Source organism: Stenotrophomonas sp. P5_A9, assembly GCF_056400525.1.
In genome coordinates this window covers 36,597-55,245 of the sequence record NZ_JBFULC010000022.1, presented here as the reverse complement: position 1 = coordinate 55,245, position 18,649 = coordinate 36,597, and the positions used below count along the sequence as shown (strand labels likewise).

15 protein-coding genes are annotated in these 18,649 nt (G+C 66.8%); 10 read left to right on the top strand and 5 right to left on the bottom strand.

Going from position 1 to position 18,649, the window contains the following annotated elements; all coding sequences use genetic code 11:
- Positions 1-2,343: DNA glycosylase AlkZ-like family protein (locus AC1DR7_RS09270; protein ID WP_478076456.1), on the top strand; the 2,343-nt coding region annotated here is incomplete at its 5' end.
- Positions 2,344-2,376: 33 nt separating this feature from the next.
- Here AC1DR7_RS09270 and AC1DR7_RS09265 read toward each other — a convergent pair.
- Positions 2,377-3,885, bottom strand: a complete 1,509-nt coding sequence (locus AC1DR7_RS09265) for an FAD-dependent monooxygenase (protein WP_457318208.1) — start codon at positions 3,883-3,885, stop codon at positions 2,377-2,379.
- 82 nt (positions 3,886-3,967) lie between these two features.
- Between AC1DR7_RS09265 and AC1DR7_RS09260 the strand changes: the two genes are divergently transcribed.
- The gene (locus tag AC1DR7_RS09260) at positions 3,968-4,606 is read left to right on the top strand and encodes a TetR/AcrR family transcriptional regulator (protein ID WP_457318209.1); all 639 of its coding nucleotides are present in this window, start codon (positions 3,968-3,970) and stop codon (positions 4,604-4,606) included.
- Positions 4,607-4,619: 13 nt separating this feature from the next.
- On the opposite strand, the gene AC1DR7_RS09255 is transcribed toward AC1DR7_RS09260, so the two are convergent.
- The 4 genes from AC1DR7_RS09255 to AC1DR7_RS09240 all read right to left on the bottom strand — a co-directional run bounded on the left by AC1DR7_RS09255 (position 4,620) and on the right by AC1DR7_RS09240 (position 10,104).
- Positions 4,620-5,534, bottom strand: coding sequence for a hypothetical protein (locus AC1DR7_RS09255; protein ID WP_478051021.1), 915 nt, complete (start codon positions 5,532-5,534; stop codon positions 4,620-4,622).
- A gap of 81 nt (positions 5,535-5,615) precedes the next feature.
- Positions 5,616-8,354 carry a UvrD-helicase domain-containing protein gene (locus AC1DR7_RS09250; RefSeq protein ID WP_478051022.1) on the bottom strand — a complete coding sequence of 913 codons (2,739 nt, stop codon included), beginning with the start codon at positions 8,352-8,354 and terminating at the stop codon, positions 5,616-5,618.
- Between the two features lie 146 nt (positions 8,355-8,500).
- Positions 8,501-9,721, bottom strand: coding sequence for an MFS transporter (locus AC1DR7_RS09245; protein WP_478051023.1), 1,221 nt, complete (start codon positions 9,719-9,721; stop codon positions 8,501-8,503).
- A gap of 167 nt (positions 9,722-9,888) precedes the next feature.
- Positions 9,889-10,104 (bottom strand): hypothetical protein, encoded by a 216-nt coding sequence (locus AC1DR7_RS09240; RefSeq protein WP_256774396.1) that lies wholly within the window; start codon positions 10,102-10,104, stop codon positions 9,889-9,891.
- 286 nt (positions 10,105-10,390) lie between these two features.
- Here AC1DR7_RS09240 and AC1DR7_RS09235 point away from each other — a divergent pair, with 286 nt between their 5' ends.
- The 8 genes from AC1DR7_RS09235 to AC1DR7_RS09200 all read left to right on the top strand — a co-directional run bounded on the left by AC1DR7_RS09235 (position 10,391) and on the right by AC1DR7_RS09200 (position 18,636).
- Positions 10,391-10,918 (top strand): hypothetical protein, encoded by a 528-nt coding sequence (locus AC1DR7_RS09235; protein WP_457321116.1) that lies wholly within the window; start codon positions 10,391-10,393, stop codon positions 10,916-10,918.
- Between the two features lie 16 nt (positions 10,919-10,934).
- The gene (locus tag AC1DR7_RS09230) at positions 10,935-12,440 is read left to right on the top strand and encodes a phospholipase effector Tle1 domain-containing protein (RefSeq protein WP_457321118.1); all 1,506 of its coding nucleotides are present in this window, start codon (positions 10,935-10,937) and stop codon (positions 12,438-12,440) included.
- A gap of 100 nt (positions 12,441-12,540) precedes the next feature.
- On the top strand, positions 12,541-12,831 hold the full coding sequence (locus AC1DR7_RS09225; RefSeq protein ID WP_256774393.1) for a hypothetical protein: 291 nt from the start codon (positions 12,541-12,543) through the stop codon (positions 12,829-12,831).
- Between the two features lie 25 nt (positions 12,832-12,856).
- On the top strand, positions 12,857-14,545 hold the full coding sequence (locus AC1DR7_RS09220; protein ID WP_478052613.1) for a type IV secretory system conjugative DNA transfer family protein: 1,689 nt from the start codon (positions 12,857-12,859) through the stop codon (positions 14,543-14,545).
- Positions 14,546-15,000: 455 nt separating this feature from the next.
- A complete protein-coding gene (locus AC1DR7_RS09215) occupies positions 15,001-15,441 on the top strand; it encodes a toxin co-regulated pilus biosynthesis Q family protein (protein ID WP_256774391.1) in 441 nt (146 codons plus the stop codon).
- Positions 15,442-15,530: 89 nt separating this feature from the next.
- A complete protein-coding gene (locus AC1DR7_RS09210; protein ID WP_457321415.1) occupies positions 15,531-16,604 on the top strand; it encodes a VirB8 family type IV secretion system protein in 1,074 nt (357 codons plus the stop codon).
- Positions 16,601-17,377, top strand: a complete 777-nt coding sequence (locus tag AC1DR7_RS09205; RefSeq protein ID WP_478051025.1) for a TrbG/VirB9 family P-type conjugative transfer protein — start codon at positions 16,601-16,603, stop codon at positions 17,375-17,377. Before AC1DR7_RS09210 ends, AC1DR7_RS09205 begins: the two co-directional genes overlap by 4 nt.
- Positions 17,374-18,636, top strand: coding sequence for a TrbI/VirB10 family protein (locus AC1DR7_RS09200; RefSeq protein WP_478051026.1), 1,263 nt, complete (start codon positions 17,374-17,376; stop codon positions 18,634-18,636). Before AC1DR7_RS09205 ends, AC1DR7_RS09200 begins: the two co-directional genes overlap by 4 nt.
- The last annotated feature ends 13 nt before the right edge of the window (positions 18,637-18,649 follow it).

Genomic DNA, 18,649 nt, shown 5'->3' with positions numbered 1-18,649 from the left:
CTGTGGCAGCAGCGCCTGCGGGCCGGCGAGCTGCTGGCCATCGCGCAGCGCTATCCGGATTTCCCGATCCTGATCGAGGCCGCGCGCGAGTGCCTGCAGGACGTCTACGATCTGGATGCCCTGGCCGCGCTGATGCAGCGCCTGGCCGAAGGCGGCATCGAGATGGCCGAGGTCACTACCGAGGTCCCGTCGCCATTCGCGGCGAACCTGCTGTTCGGCTACGTCGCCGAGTTCATGTACGGCACCGATGTGCCGCTGGCCGAACGCCGCGCGTCGGTGCTGTCGCTGGACAGCGGTCTGCTGGCCGATCTGCTGGGGCAGGTGGACCTGGGCGAGCTGCTGGATGCGACGGTGGTTCAACAGGTGGGCGAAGAACTGCAACGCCGCGCGCCGGGGCGGCGGGCGAAGGGCAAGGAGGGCGTTGCGGACCTGCTGCGCGAGCTGGGACCGTTGTCGGCCGCCGACGTGGCTGCGCGCCTCAACGATGACACCCCCGATGCCGACGCCTACCTGCAGGCGCTTGAACGCGAACGGCGTGCCATCCGCATCGCGCTGGCCGGCGTCGAACACTGGGCCGCCATCGAAGACGCCACGCGCCTGCGCGACGCGCTCGGGGTGAGGCTACCCGACGCGCTGCCGGAGGTGTTCCTGCCGCCATCGCCGGATCCGCTGGGCGAGCTGCTCGCCCGCTACGCGCGCCGCCATGCTCCCTTCACCACCGCCGAGGCGGCCGCGGCGTTCGGGCTCGGCGTGGTCGTCGCGGACGCGGCGCTGGACCGATTGGAGGCGCAGGGCGACGTATTGAAAGGCACCTTCGGCGTGGCCCGGCGATGGCACGCCGCGGCCGATGCGCCGGCCGACCTGCTGCCGCTGGCCCGCCACGAGTGGGTGGGCGAAGACGTGCTGCGGCGGCTGCGCATGCGCTCGTTGCAGGCCGCACGCGAGGCCACCCGGCCGGTGCCAGGTGACGCCTATGCGTTGCTGCTGCTGGAACGGCATGGCCTGGTAAGCGATGCGGCACCGCTCGCACGTGTCGCGCCCGCGTCTACCGGCGGTGCACTGGAAGGCATCGATGGCGTGGCGCGGGTGATCGAACTGCTGGCCGGCGTTCCTGCACCCGCCTCGGTCTGGGAAAGCCAGATCCTGCCCGCGCGTGTCCGCGACTACACGCCCGCCCTGCTGGACGAACTGCTCGCCACCGGCACGGTGGTCTGGTCCGGCCACGGCCGGTTGGGCGAGGACGACGGGCTGGTATCGCTGCACCTGCAGGAATACGCCTTCGAGACGTTGCCCGCCGTGCCTGCACCTGCCGAGCGTTCGCCGTTGCAGCAGACGATCCTGCAGGTGCTCGCCGAAGGTGGGGCGTACTTCGCGCGCCAGCTCGCCGCCGCCGTGCAGGCGCGGTCGATCGCCGACGACAACGCACTGCCTGCGGTCGGCGCGGTGAGTCCCGATGCGCTGCACACCACGCTGTGGGAGCTGGTCTGGATGGGGTATCTCACCACCGATATCTGGACCCCGTTGCGCGGCCTGGCCGGGATACGCCCGCCACGGCCGCGGGCGGTCCGGACCTCGCGCCGAAGCACGCGCGTCCGCGGCATCCCGATGGGCGATCCGGCCATCACCGCCAGCGGACTGCTTCCTACCGCAGCGGCCTTCACCGCACCGACGCTGGCTGGCCGCTGGTCACTGCTGCACCGCGACGCCACCAGCGACACCGTGCGCGCGGTGGCACTGGCCGAAGGGCTGCTGGACCGCCACGGCATCGTCACCCGCGGTGCTGCCGTCGCCGAGGGTATCGTCGGCGGTTTCCCCGCGTTGCAGCAGGTCTATCGAGGCATGGAGGATGCCGGCCGCGTGCTGCGCGGCCGCTTCGTGGACAAACTCGGCGGGGCGCAGTTCGCCGAACGTACTACGGTGGACCGGCTGCGCGGCATCGCCGACGCGCTGCAGGCGGGGCGCCCCAGCGTTGCCGTTGCGCTGTCCGTCGTGGATCCGGCCAACCCGTTCGGCACCGTGCTGCCGTGGCCGGCGCATGCGGCCGCGCTACGTCCGGTGCGCCGGGGTGGCGCGCTCGTGGTCATCGTTGGCGGCCGCCTGCAGATGTACCTGGCGCAGGGCGGCCGTCAGCTGCTGACGTGGTTCGACGCGGACGCATCGACAGATGCAGCGTCGCTCGCGTTGGCATCGAGCGCGCTTGCCACGGCCCTCGGCCGCATTCGTCGAACCAGTTTCACCCTCGACCTGATCAACGACGCACCGGTGGCACGCGATCCGCTCACCGAGGCGCTGCGCGCTGCTGGTTTCCGCAGCGACCCCAAGGGCCTGCGCTGGGAAGGGTGAGTCCCCAGCGCGGCGGAGGCGGAACGGGCCCCGCTACGCCTGTTGCGTCCAAACGTGGCGCAACACCTGTTCCACATCGGTGCCGGCTGTGGACGCATCGCTTACCCAGCCCACCACACCATCGGGTCGCACCAGCACTGCGCTCAGCCCGAAGGTTTCCGCCGCCGCGGTGCCCAGGTAGTCGATGCGTTGCGACCAGGCATCGCCGATGGCCTGCAGCGTCCGCTGCGCCGTGAAGTCCAGCAGCAGGGCGTTGCCGGTCCGAAGCCGCTCGTCCACCCGGCTGCCATCCTGCAACGCGAACGCCGGCACGCTCCGCCCCACCAGGGGGTGCGTATCACCGAGCGCCAGCCGTAGCCCGGCACCCGACACCCGCTCGGCAAAATAGCTCGCGCCATCGCGCGTATCGATCAGGTCGCGCAGGATCGCCTCCAGCGCGCGCGAACTCGCGCTGGGCCGCATCAGCGCCACCTGCGCACGCGACCAGTCCAGCACCTGTGCGCCGATCGGATGGCGCTCGCGGGTATAGCTGTCGAGCAATCCGTCGGCGGCATCGCCGCGAATCGTCGCCGCCAACTTCCAGCCCAGGTTCATCGCATCGCCCAGCCCGAGGTTGAGGCCCTGTCCACCGAGCGGCGAATGCACGTGCGCGGCGTCGCCGGCCAGCAGTACGCGGCCGCTGCGGTAGGTGGCCGCCTGGCAGGCGCGGTCGGTCCACGTGGTGGCCAGGCGCAGCTCGCTCACGCTGACATCGGTGCAGGACACGTGACGCAGCACGTTCTGCACATGCTCGCGCGTCAGCGGCTGGCGGTGGTGGGCGCCGCCATCGAACGCCACCATGCCAATCGTGCCCGGTGCGGCAAAGGTGTACATGCCGGTGGCGGTGTAATGGCGGCCCGGCGGCAGGAGAGGCGGGTCGGTCAGCACCACGTCCAGCGAGTAGCCGGTGAACTCCGGTTCGGTGCCGACAAAGGCGATGCCGGTCGCCTTGCGCACGGTGCTGCGCCCGCCATCGCAGCCCACCAGCCAGCGGCCGTCGAAACGCTGGTTGCCGACGTTTACGGTGACACCCTCGCTCGATGCATGCACGGCATCCACGCCAGCGCCGCGCAGCATCGTCACGCCCAGTACGGCCGCGCGTTCGGCCAGCACGGTTTCCAGCGACTGCATGTCCACCATCATGGCGGTGGCGACGGCGCCAGGCAGCCGATAGGGCCAGCGGCTGGTATCGACCCGATCCTGGTAGTACTGGATACCCGCGAAATGACCGGCGGGACGGCGTTGCTGCCCGGCCCAGTGCGCCGCCGCAGGGTGGTCGCGCGGTGGCTGCAGCGCGGCAAGCGCATCCAGCAGGCCACGCCGGTCCAGCGCCTCGATGCTCGGCACCGACAACCCGCGCATGCCAAATGGCAGACACTTGAGGGCGGCGCGGGGGTCCGGCGCACGTTCCAGCACCAGCACCGATACACCGCCCAGTCGCAGTTCGCAGGCCAGCAGCAAGCCGACTGGGCCGGCGCCGGCGATGATGACGTCATGGATCACGGGAATTCCTCGAAGACGCGCCGCCCGGGCAGGTATCCTTCCAGTGCTGGTGTTAAAAGTACACGGAGTGTAAATTAGGCCCATGAACGACAGCCTGTCAACGCCGCCCGGCCTGCGTGAGCGCAAGAAGGCCGACACCCGCCTGATGATTTCAAACGTTGCCACGCGGTTGTTCATTGCGCGGGGTTTCGAGGCGGTGTCGGTGGAGGAGGTCGCCGTCGCGGCCGGGGTATCGCGCAAGACCGTGTTCAACTATTTCCCGCGCAAGGAAGACCTCGTCTTCGATCGCGAGGAGGAGGGGCGGGCCCTGGTGCGCGATGCGATCGCTGCGCGCGGGCCGCAGTCCCCCGTGCACGCCTTCCAGGACCTGATGCGCCGTTTGCAGCAGGGCCGTCATCCGCTGCTGCGCATCTCCGGGCAGCCGGTGGCGTTCTGGTCTGCGGTGGCCGCCAGCCCGGCGCTGACCGCGCGCGCCCGGGAACTCCAGGTAACCCTCGCCGATGAACTGGCCGCATTGCTGGCCGGTGCCATTGGCAGGCCACCGCAGGATCCACAGGCGCGGCTTGCCGCCACGATGCTGATGGGCACGCTGGTGGTGGCCTACACCGATGCCTTGGCCGCCGTGTCGGACGGTCGCTCGCCCGAAAGCGCGCTCACCGCCGTGATCGAACGCGGCTTCTGCGGTGTGGATGCGGCTCTGGCCGGCACCCCTCTGGTCTGACCGCAGCGGCCGTTCAGTAAACCGTTGCCAGCTGGAACCGGGAAGAGGGCCGCAGCGACAGCTTGTAGGTCACATTGGTGATCGTCCGGCGCGGGTCGGTCGGGTGCGGCCGGGTCGAGGTGCTGGTCCTGCCGTGTCGCCACAACCCGACCATGATGATCTCCGCCCCCACCGGGAACGTCTGCAGCCACGCCGCATCGTCGTGGCCGACGCTGACTTCAACGAACTCCCGCCGATCCATGATGCCGCTCTGCTGGTACTTCGGCGCGCAGTTCAGGAAGGTGGCCCCTTGGGCGGCATCGCCCTGGGCCGCCCGATGCGAGCGGACCGTGCCAACCAGTGCCAGCGGCACGTCGTTGGACGCCGCGTCCAGGCGGTGCCAGGCCGCGTCGTAGCGCTCCTGGTCGTAGAAAAAGTTCTCCCAGGCCACTTTCTTCTTGCCCAGCCGCAGCACGACCTGCGAGGCGATCAGGTCGTCGCTCCCGCACATCGCGCGCACGGCGAGCAGATCGGCGAGGGTATGCAGGTGGCCATCCAGTCGCGCATCGGTGGCACCGCGTTTCAATCCCTGGTGCAGGCCCAGCAGGCGCAGCTCGTGCTTGCCATCGTCCTGCGGCTGTACGAAATCCGGATCGGACACGCTCGCCAGCAGCGCCGCCAGCCGACCGGGGGCGTTGTAGCGGCAGCCCGGCACGTGTTCGGCGCCCTTGTCCAGGGTGATGTAGGCCGGCATCTCGACCACGGCGTGGCGGTCCGTACCGCGTTGCGTGTGCGCAGGGACAAACCGGACCGGCACCCCGCAGCCTTGGCCATCGCACAATAGCGTCGGCAGGGTCTGACCGGTCTCGTGCCGCTTCTGCAGCGCGTCCAGCCCATGTACCGCGCCCTGGCTGCCGACCGCACTGCGCATTTTGATTCCGCCACTCATCTGTAACCACTGCACCACCGGAGGAGCTACATGGTAGTCCTCCGCCACCGAACCTGAGCGGTATGGCGCATGCGTTCGGGCTCAGCGCGCCGTCGCGTGGCCGGGGCGCAACGTGGTCGCTTGCCGTGGCTTGTACTGGCAGCGCGGATAGCCCGAACACGATTGGAACGTCCCGTAGGCCCCACTGCGCTGCACGATCACTCCGCCGTCGCAGGCCGGGCAGGGCTGTTCCTGGATCGGCTGTCCGGCGAGCGAGGTCACCGTCACCGCGCCGTCCTCGATCAATTCGCCAAGGAACGACGAGCGTTTTCCGCGCACGGTGAACATCGCCACCGTACGTCGCGCCCGGGTCAGTGCCACATAGAACAGCCGGCGTTCTTCGCCCAGCGGCCAGGTGTCGGCCTGCGGCATGGCCAGGGTCAGCACCGGATCATCGGCGCGGGTACTGGGGAAGCTGCGCTCCAGCATTGCCGGCAGGATCACGATATCGGCCTCGGCGCCCTTGGCACGATGTGCGGTCAGGAAGCGAACGTCCATGTGCTGCCCGAAGCGCGCCTGCCAATCCGGCGGCACGAACGCGCGATCGGCGTTGTAACGGCCCAGCACGAACACCGACAACCTGCCGTTCCGGCCCGGCGCGCGCTCGCCGCTGAGCAGCTGGCGCTGCAGCTGCTGCAGATACTGGCCGACCGCATCCTGGAGCTGGTCGCGGTGGGTGACCTGGAATGCCTGCAGCACCGGACCCTGCGCGGGGGTGTGCGAACGCACCTGCTTGCGGATCTGCGCCGGATTCCTGGAGATGAACCGGCTGGAGACATCGCACAGCGCCTGCGGGCAGCGGAAGGTCTGTTGCAGCTGCAGCACCTGGCCCTGCCCGAACCACGCCACGAAGCCGGTCATCATCGACACGTCCGCGCCGGCGAAGCGGTTGATCGACTGCCAGTCATCGCCCACCGCGAACAGGTGCCGCCCCGGTGCCTGCACCAGCGCCCGGCACAGCCGCGCCCGTGCGCGCGAGGCGTCCTGGAACTCATCGGCCATCACCAGTTCGTACGGGGGCTGGTAATGCCCCTGTTCCACGTACGCCGCAGCTTGGTTGAGCATGTCCTCGAAATCGATCGCGTGCTCGGCGGCCAGCGCAGCGTCCCAGGCCTGCAGGATCGGCGTGGCCAGCTGCAGGAACAGGCGGTGCCGGTGCTTGAACTGGTCTTCGGGCATCGCGCGCAGGCGCTGCGCCATGTCGGCCATCGACAGCCCGTTGCTCTTGGCGTGGCTGATGAAGGTGCGCACCAGCGCGATCAGTTCCGCATCGGGCATCGGCCTGGCGCCACCGTCGGGCAGCTCCCGGTCCGGATTGGGATCCAGCACGATGCCCCGCTGCGACAACGCATCGGCCAGGTCGGTGAACAACGCACCGCTGCGCAGTTGCTGCGGGGTGGTCTGGAGCTGATCGGCATGGGACCGTTGGACAGCCGCACCGGCGTGGCGATCGGCATCCAGCGCCAGATGTGCATGCGACACGCCGATGGTGGGGTACTGGAACGCCGGCGGATGGGCGCGGTACGCATCGGCGACCGGGTCGAACGCGCCCTGGCGCTCGTACCGATACGGCACGCCGTTGTAGAACAGCCAGTCGGCGATCACGCATTCCTCGATGCCGCGTACGCGCTCACCGTTGAGCGTCTGCAGGAACGGCGTGCCGTCGGCTTCCCAGCCATCGGCGGGCGAGAGCTCGCCCTGCGCGGGCAGATCACGCCCGAACACCAGCCGGAACATGTCCCATTGCGTGCGGAACGGCAGCGACCGGTCTTTCAGTACGTCCACCAGGTCGGCCAGTTTATGGAAACCCTGGGTCGCATCCACCGCCCATGCCGGCACCTCGGGCATGCGCCCGCTGGCCTTGCCGATGATCTGCCGGCCCAGCGCATGGAAGGTCCGGGCCTCCACGCGGACCCCGTCCATCCCCAGGCGTTGCAGGGCTGCGTCGCTACGCTGCTGCAATTCGGTGGCCGCTTCCTGGTTGAAGGCGAGCATCACGATCCGTTCCGGCGCGACCAGCCCACGGTCGATCGCGTAGGCGGCCTTGGCCACCATCGTGGCGGTCTTGCCCGAACCGGCTGCGGCCACCACCTGCACGCGGTTGTCGAAACACACCACCGCACGGCGCTGCTCATCGGTGAGCGGCTGCCGCTCCACGCGGTCGAGCAGGTCGCCGCTGTAGTCCAGCTCGCGTTGCAGGTGGGCTTCGTTGCGCGCTGCCCAGAGCGCCGGCCAGTCGGCGCCGTAGCGGAGCAGCTCCGCTTCGATCCGTGACGGCTCGCCCTGCAGCTGCGCGCGCAACTGCGGATCGTCGAACACCGCCCACAGCGCGTCGTCGTCCAGCGGCAGGTCAGGCTGCTGCCGCAGCAACGCCTGTTGCTGCTCATGGGTGAACCAGCGACCCTGCGCATCGGCCTGGTCGAGCGCCGCGTCGGCCTGCGCCAGCCACGCACGGATCGCCAGCAGCGACGCATCGGCGTCCAGCAGTTGCTCATTCTGCGCGCGCGCCTGCTCAAGGGCGGCAAGCGCGGCGCGCAACGAACGCGCCTGCGCATTGGGCAGGCCATCCAGCGGCAGCGCATCGGGCTGCCCCGGGAACAGGATCACGCGTGTCCACAGCACGCCTCGACGCAGCTGCACCGAGGGCGGTGCGGTGATCGGCACTGGCAGCACCCGGTCATCCACCTGCAGCTCGATCTGCGCGCCAGCCAGGCGCAGTTGCCAGTGCGGCGCGCGCGTGAAGCGACGACCCCAGTGCGAAGGGGTCCAGAGCTGGGTCATCAAGGGTTCCAGAAAGCGGCCGGCACCCTGCGGTGCGGCGGTGGGTCAGCCCCCAATGATAGGAAAATCCCGCACCGTGCGCTCAGATTTCATGGGCAAGCGCCTGAACCACCGGTAGCGCCGACCCAGGGTCGGCTGCCTTCGGCTCAGGACCGGCAGGCCGCCGCCGCATTCGCACGCGACTGCCGGTCCACCAGCACCGCCACGCCCCACAGCAGCAGGCCGCCCAGTGCGGTGGCCGCACCGACGTAACCGGTCGTTGCCGGGCTGAAGCCGGCCCCGATCGCCATGCCACCCAGCCACGGTCCCAGTGCGTTGGCGGTATTGAACGCCGCATGATTGGAGGCGGCTGCAAGCGTCTGCGCCTCACCGGCCACATCCATCAACCGGGTCTGCAGCACCGCGGCCAGCGCCCCCATCGTGCCCACCGCGATGATCATCGGGAACAGGCTCCACACCGACTGCGCGGCCATCGGGTAGGCCAGCAGCACCACGATCGACCACAGCAGCACCACTGCCGCGGCCCGGAAATGGAATTTGTCCACCAGCCAGCCGCCCGCGACATTGCCGATGATCGCGCCAACGCCGAAGATGCCCACTGCCAGCGGCATCCACGACTCGGCCAGGCCGGTCACCTGGACCAGGGTCGGGGCAAGATAGGTGAACACACAGAACATGCCGGCGAAGCCGACCGAGCCGATCGCCAGCGCCAGCCACACCTGGGGCCGGTTGAAGGCGCGCAGCTCGCGCATCGGCGAGGTCCGTACCTCATCCGGGTCGGGCAGCAGGAAGCGCGCGATCATCACCACCGTGGCGATGGCAAGCACGCTCACCAGGGCGAAGGCGGTGCGCCAGCTCAACTGCTGTCCGAGCCAGGTGGTCAGCGGATTGCCGACCAGGATCGCCACCGACAGGCCGAGCAGCACCTTGGACATTGCCGCGCCGCGCTGCGCCGGCGGGCTGATCGCTGCGGCCACCAGCATCGCCACGCCGAAGTAGGCGCCGTGCGGCAGACCGGCCACGAAGCGGGCCAGCAGCATCGTGCTGTAGTTCGGGGCCAGCGCGCTGGCCAGGTTGCCCACCGCGTAGAAGGCCATCAGGGCCAGCAGCAGGCTGCGCCGCGCATAGCCGGCGCCGGCGAAGGCCAGCACCGGGGCGCCGACCACCACGCCGATGGCATAGGCGCTGATCAAATGACCGACCTGCGTCTCGCTGATCGACAACCCGCGGCTGATCTCCAGCATCAGGCCCATGCTGGCGAACTCGCTCGTCCCGATGGCAAAACCGCCCAACGACAGGGCCAGCAGGATGAAAGTGCGCTGACGCGGGGTCAGGCGCGCGGCCAAGGGAACGGGGGAGGGGCTCATACGGGCGGAATGTGGGACAGGTTCGGTCGGCTATTGTACTGCTGCGCCGCAGCATGAGCGCTGTGCACCATGGAATGCTGTGGTCCGCCCGCCCTGAAGCGGCCCCCAGCGCGAGGAGCGCGCGGGCGCAGCGCTGCGTCCACCGGCTGCCGCCGCGGCCGAGGGGCTCAGGGATAGCGCCGGGCCAGCGGGATCGGCGTGGCCTCGGGCGCCTCCGGAATCTGGGCGCGTGGCCCGTAGGCAAGCAGTTCGTTGGTCCTTTTCTGCTCGGCCAGGATCTCCCGCAACAGCCCCTTGATCCCGAACACCGCGAACGGCACCAGCAGCCAGATGACCGCCATCACTCCCATCAACAGTCCCCACAACAGGCTCGCGGTCTGCATACGTGCTCCTTCCCTGACGTCGATGCGGAGCAACCCTCCGCGCAACCTGCAAGCCTAGCCGGTGGAGATGGCAGTTTGCAGCACCACAGGGTGTCGCCCGGCCAGAGTTGCACTTGACGTGACACCGCCGCTAGGCTGGGTCCGGTCGCGCCGTGTCTCCGGTGCGGCCAGGCACGCTCCTTCCAGCTGGGGTCCTTGCATGCGTTCGTTGCCCCAGGCAGGTCCTTTCCGGCGGTCGCTGCTGATCGCCCTGGTCGTTTTTCTTGCCGCAGGATGCCAATCCACCATGAGTTCCCCGGCCCAGGCCGCGACATCGCCCCCGGCGGCAGGCAACAGCGTCCCGCTGCGCTTTGTCCAGCACAACGTCGACGCGCACTGCTATGACACGCTCACCTGCAGTGTGGTCTACGCAGGCGATGAGCTCACTCGCAGCCACCTCGACACCCCCTCGCCAGCGGCCACCGATGGCCACCGCGACCGCTGGGGGTTTGCCAGCCACATCGGCGTGCGCAACTTCCCGCCGCCGGCGCAGCTGCGCTGGACGTCCAAAGATGGCAGCCAGCATCAGGCAGAGGTGGACATCGGCGCGATCTTCGCCGACCAGAAGGTGCTGCACCGCGTGCCGGGGGAGGAGATCCCTGACGGTGCCTTCGTCGGCCCGGCCGGCGAGCCCAGCATCTTCATTGAAGTGGACGACCGCACCGTGCGGGTGTTCATGAAAATGTTCATTCCCACCCGCAGCTTGCAGGTGGCGGGCAACCCGGACAGTGACTTCCGCGCCGATCTGATCGAAGCGTGGCACCGGACCTACTAAAGCACGGGGCAGGGATATGCCAGACGACAAACATGGAATCGGCCGCGACGGCCTGCGCGAGGATGGGGTATCGCATTACCCGGCCGACGCCGCCCGGCTGCAGAGCTACACCGACGCCCGCCGGGCATTGGGCACCCTGCAGGTGCCTGTCCTGCTGCACGTCGGTGATCCCCATGAACGCCTGTATGTCGCCGCCTTCGACGGCACCGGCAGCGACGCCGACAAGGATCCCGGGCATGCCACCAACGTGGCCCGTATCCGCGACCAGGTCCAGGCGCTCAACGAATCGGGGCAGACCCAGGTGCGCGCCGGCTACGTCGCCGGCCCCGGCACCCAGGACAACCTGATCGACCGTGCCTGGGATGGCGCCCGCGGCCACACCTACGACGAGCGCCTGGAGCAGATGTACCGGCAGTTCATCGAGCAGGCCAAGCAGTGGCGTGCTGACGACCCGCAGGTGCAGATCCGCGTCGCCGACATCGGCTTCAGCCGCGGTGCCGAGCAGGCGGCCGGCTTCGCCCGGCTGGTGCACGAGCGTGGCATCCAGGACCCCTCCGGCGCGCGCTACACCCGCGATTCGCACGGCCAGATCACCGACGTGCAGTACACCCGGCCGCCGCTGGTGGCACCCGGGCAGGTCGCCCAGGCGGTGGGCCTGTTCGACCCGGTGGGGACCGGCGAGCCGGCGCGCGACCACGACCGGCGCCTGCCCCCGTCGGTGCTGTCCGGCCTGCAGATCATTGCCGACGACGAACGCCGCAGCCTGTTCCGCTCCACCCACATCATCGACCCCGGCCTGTCCGCCGACGGTCGCTTCCTGGGCGTCAGCGTCGCCGGCGCACACGTGGACATCGGCGGCGGCTACCACCGCGACGGCCTCGGGGTCCGTAGTGGCAACCTGATGGTCGACTATCTCAACGGCCTCAGTGACACGCCCCTGCTGCAACGTAAGGCGGAACCGGATGACCCACGTCTCACTGTGGTGCACCGTTCGGAGGAGGGGTCACTGCTTTATCGGCTCGGGTCCAAGGTCGACCGCAGCACGCCGGATGGCTACATCGAACGGCTGGTGCCCAAGGGGCAGGTCGACAAGGTCGAAGACCCCTACAACGCCGAAGCGGTCGATCCGCACCTGCGTGCACGCTTCCCATCGCGGGCCGTACCGATTGCGGCCGGGCAGGACCAGCCGGTTGCGGCGGTGCCGCCGGGTCCGGGACATCCGGATCGTGCGCTGTACGCTGCCATTCGCGACAGGCTGCCGTCCTCGGTGTCCGACGAACAAGTCATGCATGCCACGGTCCTGGCCAAGGAGAGCGGCGTCACCGCCATCGACCGCCTCCAGGCCCAGATCCATGACGGCCACGCATTCGTCTCACAGACCTTTCCGCCGGGCTACCGGATCAGCATGGATCTGTCAGAAGCCGTGCCAGACCTGGCGACATCACTGCAGCGATCCCACGCATTGGATGCTGCCTTGCTCCCCCCATCCGACGCGCAGCCCCACCGCGAGTTCTCCCGATGAGCGGCGCCGACGGAGTTCACAGATTGGGGCAGCCCCTGCCAATCTTCACATGGCCTTCATCAGATTTTTCTGATTGGCATCACGTGCTGCTTCGCTTAGCATGCGCGCCAAGGTCCTTGGCCGGGGAGCATCGCTGATGGTCGAGTATCCGCATCCACTGCAGTCCAGAGGGCGCTATCAACTGGTGGCCCTGACAAATTCACCGGTGTACAGTCCGGCGGATGTGTTCGGCTTCGCCGTGCTCACCTCTGAAGGGGCCAGGATCACCGAGGTCGTGTCGCTCGACGATGCGCACAGTCAGTGGGAGCGGTTGCTGGCGAAGGATGAAGCGGTAAGCGTGGAAGACGAAATCGTAGAAAAGCGCACGACATCGCGAAAGCGTCGGCGCTAGTCGTAGCGTCCTTGGGGGACGCATCATGGAGGATTGGGGATTGTCCACGCAGAAGATCGTTGTCGCCGCAGGGCTGACCCTGGTGACCGTGCTTGCCGGCTATTGCTTTGCCGGGTATCTCACCCTGCTGCTGCTCGGGCTGGATACCGCGCTGTTCAAGTGGAACACGTACTACCAGTATGTGCAGGCCCTGGACCAGCCGGCGGTGGCCCCCTATGTGACCAAGATCAAGCTCGGCGGCGTGCTTGGCTTCGGCCTGCCGTTGCTGCTGTACCTGGTCGTGATGTTCCTGGTGTTCAAGCCGAAGAAGAAGTCGCTGCACGGCGATGCGCGCTTCGCGGCGGCCGCCGATCTGGCCAAGCACGGCCTGTTCAAGAAGACCGACAACGGCATCGTGGTCGGCAGCTTCGGCGGCAAGCTGGTGCGGCTCAGTGGCCAGCAGTTCGTGATCCTCGCCGCGCCGACCCGCTCGGGCAAGGGCGTGGGCGTGGTCATCCCGAACCTGCTGGAATACGGCGAATCGGTGGTGGTGCTGGACATCAAGCAGGAGAACTTCGACCTCACCAGCGGCTGGCGCGCCAGCCAGGGGCAGGAAGTGTTCCTGTTCAACCCCTTCGCCGAAGACCGCCGCACCCATCGCTGGAACCCGCTCAGCTACGTGTCCGATGACCCCGCGTTCCGCGTGTCGGAGCTGATGAGCATCGCCGCGATGCTGTATCCGGACGGCTCGGACGACCAGAAGTTCTGGGTCAGCCAGGCGCGCAATGCGTTCATGGCCTTCAGCCTGTACCTGTTCGAGAACTGGGACGACGAGCGCCGCATGGGCTTCCCGGGCGGGCAGGGCACGCCCACGCTGGGGGCGCTGTTCCGCCTGTCCACCGGCGACGGCAGCGACCTGAAAAAGTACCTCAAGGCCTTGTCCGGTCAGCGTTTCCTGAGCAGCAACGCCAAGTCGGCGTTCGCCAACATGCTGTCCCAGGCCGATGAGACCTTCGCCTCGATCATGGGCACCTTCAAGGAACCGCTCAACGCCTGGATCAACCCGGTGCTGGACAAGGCCACCAGCGACAACGACTTCCTGCTCACCGACCTGCGCAAGAAGAAGATGACCATCTACATCGGCATCCAGCCCAACAAGCTGGCCGAGAGCCGCCTGATCATCAACCTGTTCTTCAGCCAGATCATCAACCTCAACACCAAGGAACTGCCCAAGTCCAACCCGGACCTGAAGTACCAGGTGCTGCTGCTGATGGACGAATTCACCGCCATCGGCAAGGTCGACATCATCGCCTCGGCGGTGTCCTACATGGCCGGCTACAACGTGCGCCTGCTGCCGATCATCCAGTCGATGGCCCAGCTGGACGCCACCTACGGCCGCGACGTCTCGCGCACCATCATCACCAACCACGCGCTGCAGATCCTCTATGCGCCACGTGAGCAGCAGGATGCCAACGACTACTCGGAGATGCTCGGGTACACGACGATCCGCAAGAAGAACGTCACCCATGCCCGTGAGAAGACCCACAACTTCACCGAAGAGCGGCGCGCGCTGATGCTGCCGCAGGAGTTGAAGGCCATGGGCAACGATCATGAGGTCTTCCTGTACGAGGGCATCCCGCACCCGGTCAAGTGCGACAAGATCAAGTACTACAAGGACCGCTATTTCACCTCGCGGTTGCTCCCCAAGACCACCGTACCAAATCTTCAGATATGACCAAGTACGCGTGAAGACGTGTGATGTGCGTCAAGGTTTCGACAATTTCAGACAGTTTTTGTTTATTCTTTGACACTGGATTGACGCGTAGGTGTGGCATCGTATTTGTGATGGCCGTTCTATGCGGTGTGAAAAATTCGTTTTTTAGTACGGCGTCGTAGACAYGGCGCTGAAGCAGTTGCCAAGGGGAACATGGACGGCTTTTCTCGAATTGGACGTGATGTTGGTGCCGAAGTGAGGCGACGGGGCCGGGCAAGTTGTCCGGGACGCCTTCACATCGAGACGTGCAGCCACGGGCTGCAGGGGCGGGGCGGGGGCCCGGTCGCATCATCCACCGATGATGCTCGGCTGCATCTGCAATCGATACCTGCACGCTCGGCGTAACCCGCCGGCGTCGGTTGTCGTTGCTCCAATTCCAGTAGATCCGCTATTCCGTACGTCAAAGGGAAGTCCGTATGAAGCATCCGCATATCTCAAAGGGTTTCATCGCCGTTGCCGCCGTTGTGATGCTGGCCGGCTGTGCCACCAAGCCGGCGCCGGATATCGGTGGCCGCTGGAAGCCGGTGAACCGTTTTGCCAGCACCACGATGGAAATTCCGCTGTACACCAGCTACGTGTACCAGGCCACGCCGATGGACGGCACCCTCAAGACCATGCTCGAGCGCTGGGCCAAGGATTCGGGGATGACCCTGGATTACCGCATCAGCTCCGATTACACGCTGTACGGCGTGGTCTCCACGATCAGCACCACCAATCCGCAGCAGGCCGTGATCGACCTGAGCAGCGCCTATTCGGCGCAGGGTGTGTCGGTGTCCATCGTCGGCAACCAGATCGTGGTGCAGAGCGTGGCCTCGAGCGTGTCCCAGGTCGGCGCCGATGCGTCGCACGGCAGTTGATGGTCTCGTTCCAACGCTGATGTGAGGTGCCCGGCGCAATGCGCCGGGGTGCCATGCCCTTTGATGTTCCAGCAGTACGGATGAATTCCATGTTCCGAAAGAAGGACGCAGGCAACAGCCCGAAAGTCGACCAGGCCGTCGCGAAGGCGGTGAGCTACGAGTTGACTGTCGCAGACATGGCGCGCCGCAGCGAACGTCGTGCCTGGTGGGTGGCGGGTGCTTCGCTGGTGATGTCCCTTGCCCTGGCCGGTGGCTATTACTACATGCTGCCGTTGAAGGAGAAGGTGCCGTTCCTGGTGATGGCCGATGCGTATACCGGCAATGCCACGGTGGCGCGTCTCAGTGGCAATTTTGGTGCCCAGAGCATCACCGCCAATGAGGCCATCAACCGGAGCAATGTTGCCCAATACGTTCTGGCGCGCGAATCGTTCGATTCGGCGGTGATGGGGCTGCGCGACTGGGATCTGGTGTTCACCATGTCCTCCGAGCCGGTTGCCGCCAGCCAGCGCCAGCGGTACGCGAACAACAACCCGCAGAATCCGGTCTTCGTCTATGGGACCAGCAAGGCGATCCGGGTGAAGATCCTGAGCATCACGCCGCTCGGTGCCGAGCCGAACGGCAGCTTCAAGGGTGCTTCGGTACGCATCCAGCGCAGTCTGCTGGACAAACGCACGGCAGTGTCGCAGTTCCTGGACAACCAGCTGGTGACCATGCGCTTTGAGTACCGCACCAATCTTGCACTGTCTGAACAGGATCGCGTGCTGAACCCTCTGGCGTTCCAGGTCACCGAGTACCGCGTCGACAACGATTACGCACGCGGAGTTCCGGTGCCGGACGACGCGGCGATGGCCAGTCAATCGGCGCAGGCCGCGCTGGCCAACCAGGCTGCGCAGGCCGCAGCATACGATCCGAACAATCCGGCTGCGGCCACCGTGATCGACCCGGTGACCGGTCAGCCGGTTGCGGCACCCGTGCCGGTCCCGCCGACACCTGGGCAGATGGTGCCCGGGCAGGCTGTGCCCGGCCAACCGATGCAACAAGGCGTCCCGGGGCAGCTCGCGCCGGGACAAGCGATACCAGGACAAGTCGCGCCGCGGCAGCCGGCTCAAATGCCGGGCCAACGTGTTTCCACCGGAACTGCTGAGGGAGCAAGCAACCGATGAGTAGTAGCAAAGTTTGGTGGGCCGCGTTGGCCCTGTTGCCGATGCTGTCGGCGTTCTCTGCTCCGGTAGCGGCGCAGGCGGTTGACCAGTATGAGTATGAGAAAGACCGCATCTATCCGGTCCGTACAGGCTTGGGTCTGACCACTCAGATCGAGCTCAGCCCCAACGAGAAGATCCTGGACTACAGCACTGGCTTCAGCAACGGCTGGGAGCTGACCCGTCGCGAGAACGTGTTCTACCTCAAGCCGAAGAATGTTGACGTGGATACCAACATGATGGTGCGCACGGAGACCCATTCGTACATCTTCGAACTCAAGGTGGTTGCAACCGACTGGCGCCAGCTTGAACAGGCGCGTCGCGCAGGCGTGCAGTACAAGATCGCTTTCAGCTATCCCAGCGATACCGAATTCGGCACGGCGCAACAGGCCGTCGAAGAGGAGGTCAAGCCGCTGTTGAGTGCGGAACTGGCCAAGGATCGTCAGTACAACTTCGACTATTCCTACTCGACCCGCAGGGCGAAGAAGATGGGCTGGTTGATTCCGGTCAACGCCTACGACGATGGACGTTTTACCTATCTGAAGCTGCCGGCGTCGCCGGAGTACAAGACCGGCATTTTCCCGGCGGTGTTCGGCCGTGAGACCGAGTACGGCGAAGATTTCGTGGTCAACACCACGGTTGAGGGCAACTCTCTCATCGTGCACGGAACCTACCCCTACCTGGTCATCCGCCACGGTGATGATGTCGTCGGTCTGCGAAGGAACGTGAAGAAATGAGCCAGCACAACATTCCCGGCAACGAGCCGAACAACGGACATGACGACCAGCGCTACAACGCTGGCAATGGGCCGGATGAAACTCCGAACAACCCGTATTACGGCAGGAGCCAGGCTGAGCAGGCACCGAACCTGGATGCGGGCGCACCTCAGCTGCGGTCGTCCGAAGAGCAGCGCCTGAATCGCAAAGCACTGCTGTTCCTCGGCGGCATCCTGGTGCTTATCATTGCCATGGGTTTCCTCCTGCTGCGGAAGTCCAGCAGCGATTCGGACGCGCCGACCAAGCTCAATGAGACTGCACGCGTTTCCACGCCGGAGCTGCCGACCGTAGCACCCACGCAGGCCCCGCCGACGATGGCTGAGCCGATTCCGATGATTCCGCCGCTGCCAACCGAGCCGCGCGGCCCCATTCGGCCTGATTCGGATCTCGGGCAGGCGATGTCCGCTCCCCAGGTGGAACGCGGCCCTACGCTGCTTGATCGCCGCATAAGCGGTGGCGGCGGTGTGTCCGATGGTCAGTCCGGTGAGGGCGGCAGCGCTGGCGGTATGGACGAGTACACCCGCGCGATGCTGGCGCAGATGAGTGCAAACAGCCAGCCGCAACAGCCGCAGCAGCAGAAAACGCGTCGCGGTCCGGATGTGGAGGATGTGTCCAACGCATCCTTCATCCGCAGCCCGGACGCACTGCTTGTACGCGGCACGTATCTGCGATGCGTGCTCGAAACCCGCATCATCACTGACGTCGCGGGCTACACCTCGTGCCTGCTGACCGAACCGGTGTACTCGATCAACGGCCGCAGCCTGCTGCTGCCCAAGGGTTCGAAGATCTACGGTGCGTATGGTGGCGGCCCGACCGGTGAGCGCGTCGAGGTGATCTGGGATCGCATCACCACGCCGAACGGCATCGATGTAGCCATGTCCAGCCCGGGCATCGACCAGCTCGGCGGTGCGGGCCATCCAGGTCAATACAGTGCGCACTGGGGCAGTCGCATCGCCTCGGCGCTGATGATCAGCCTGATCGCCGACGCCTTCAAGTACGCCGCCGCCGAGCACGGACCGGAAACCACCACGGTCACTGGCAGCGGTCTGGCCGTGCAATCGCCGTACGAAAGCGCCACTGCGCGCAGCATGGAACGCCTGGCCAACGAAGCAATGAGCCAGCGCCGCCCGCCCACCGTTACCATCAACCAAGGCACCGTGGTCAGTGTCTATGTGGCAAAGGACGTCGATTTCAGCGACGTGCTGCCGCAGCGCCGCTGACCCTCTGGATCAA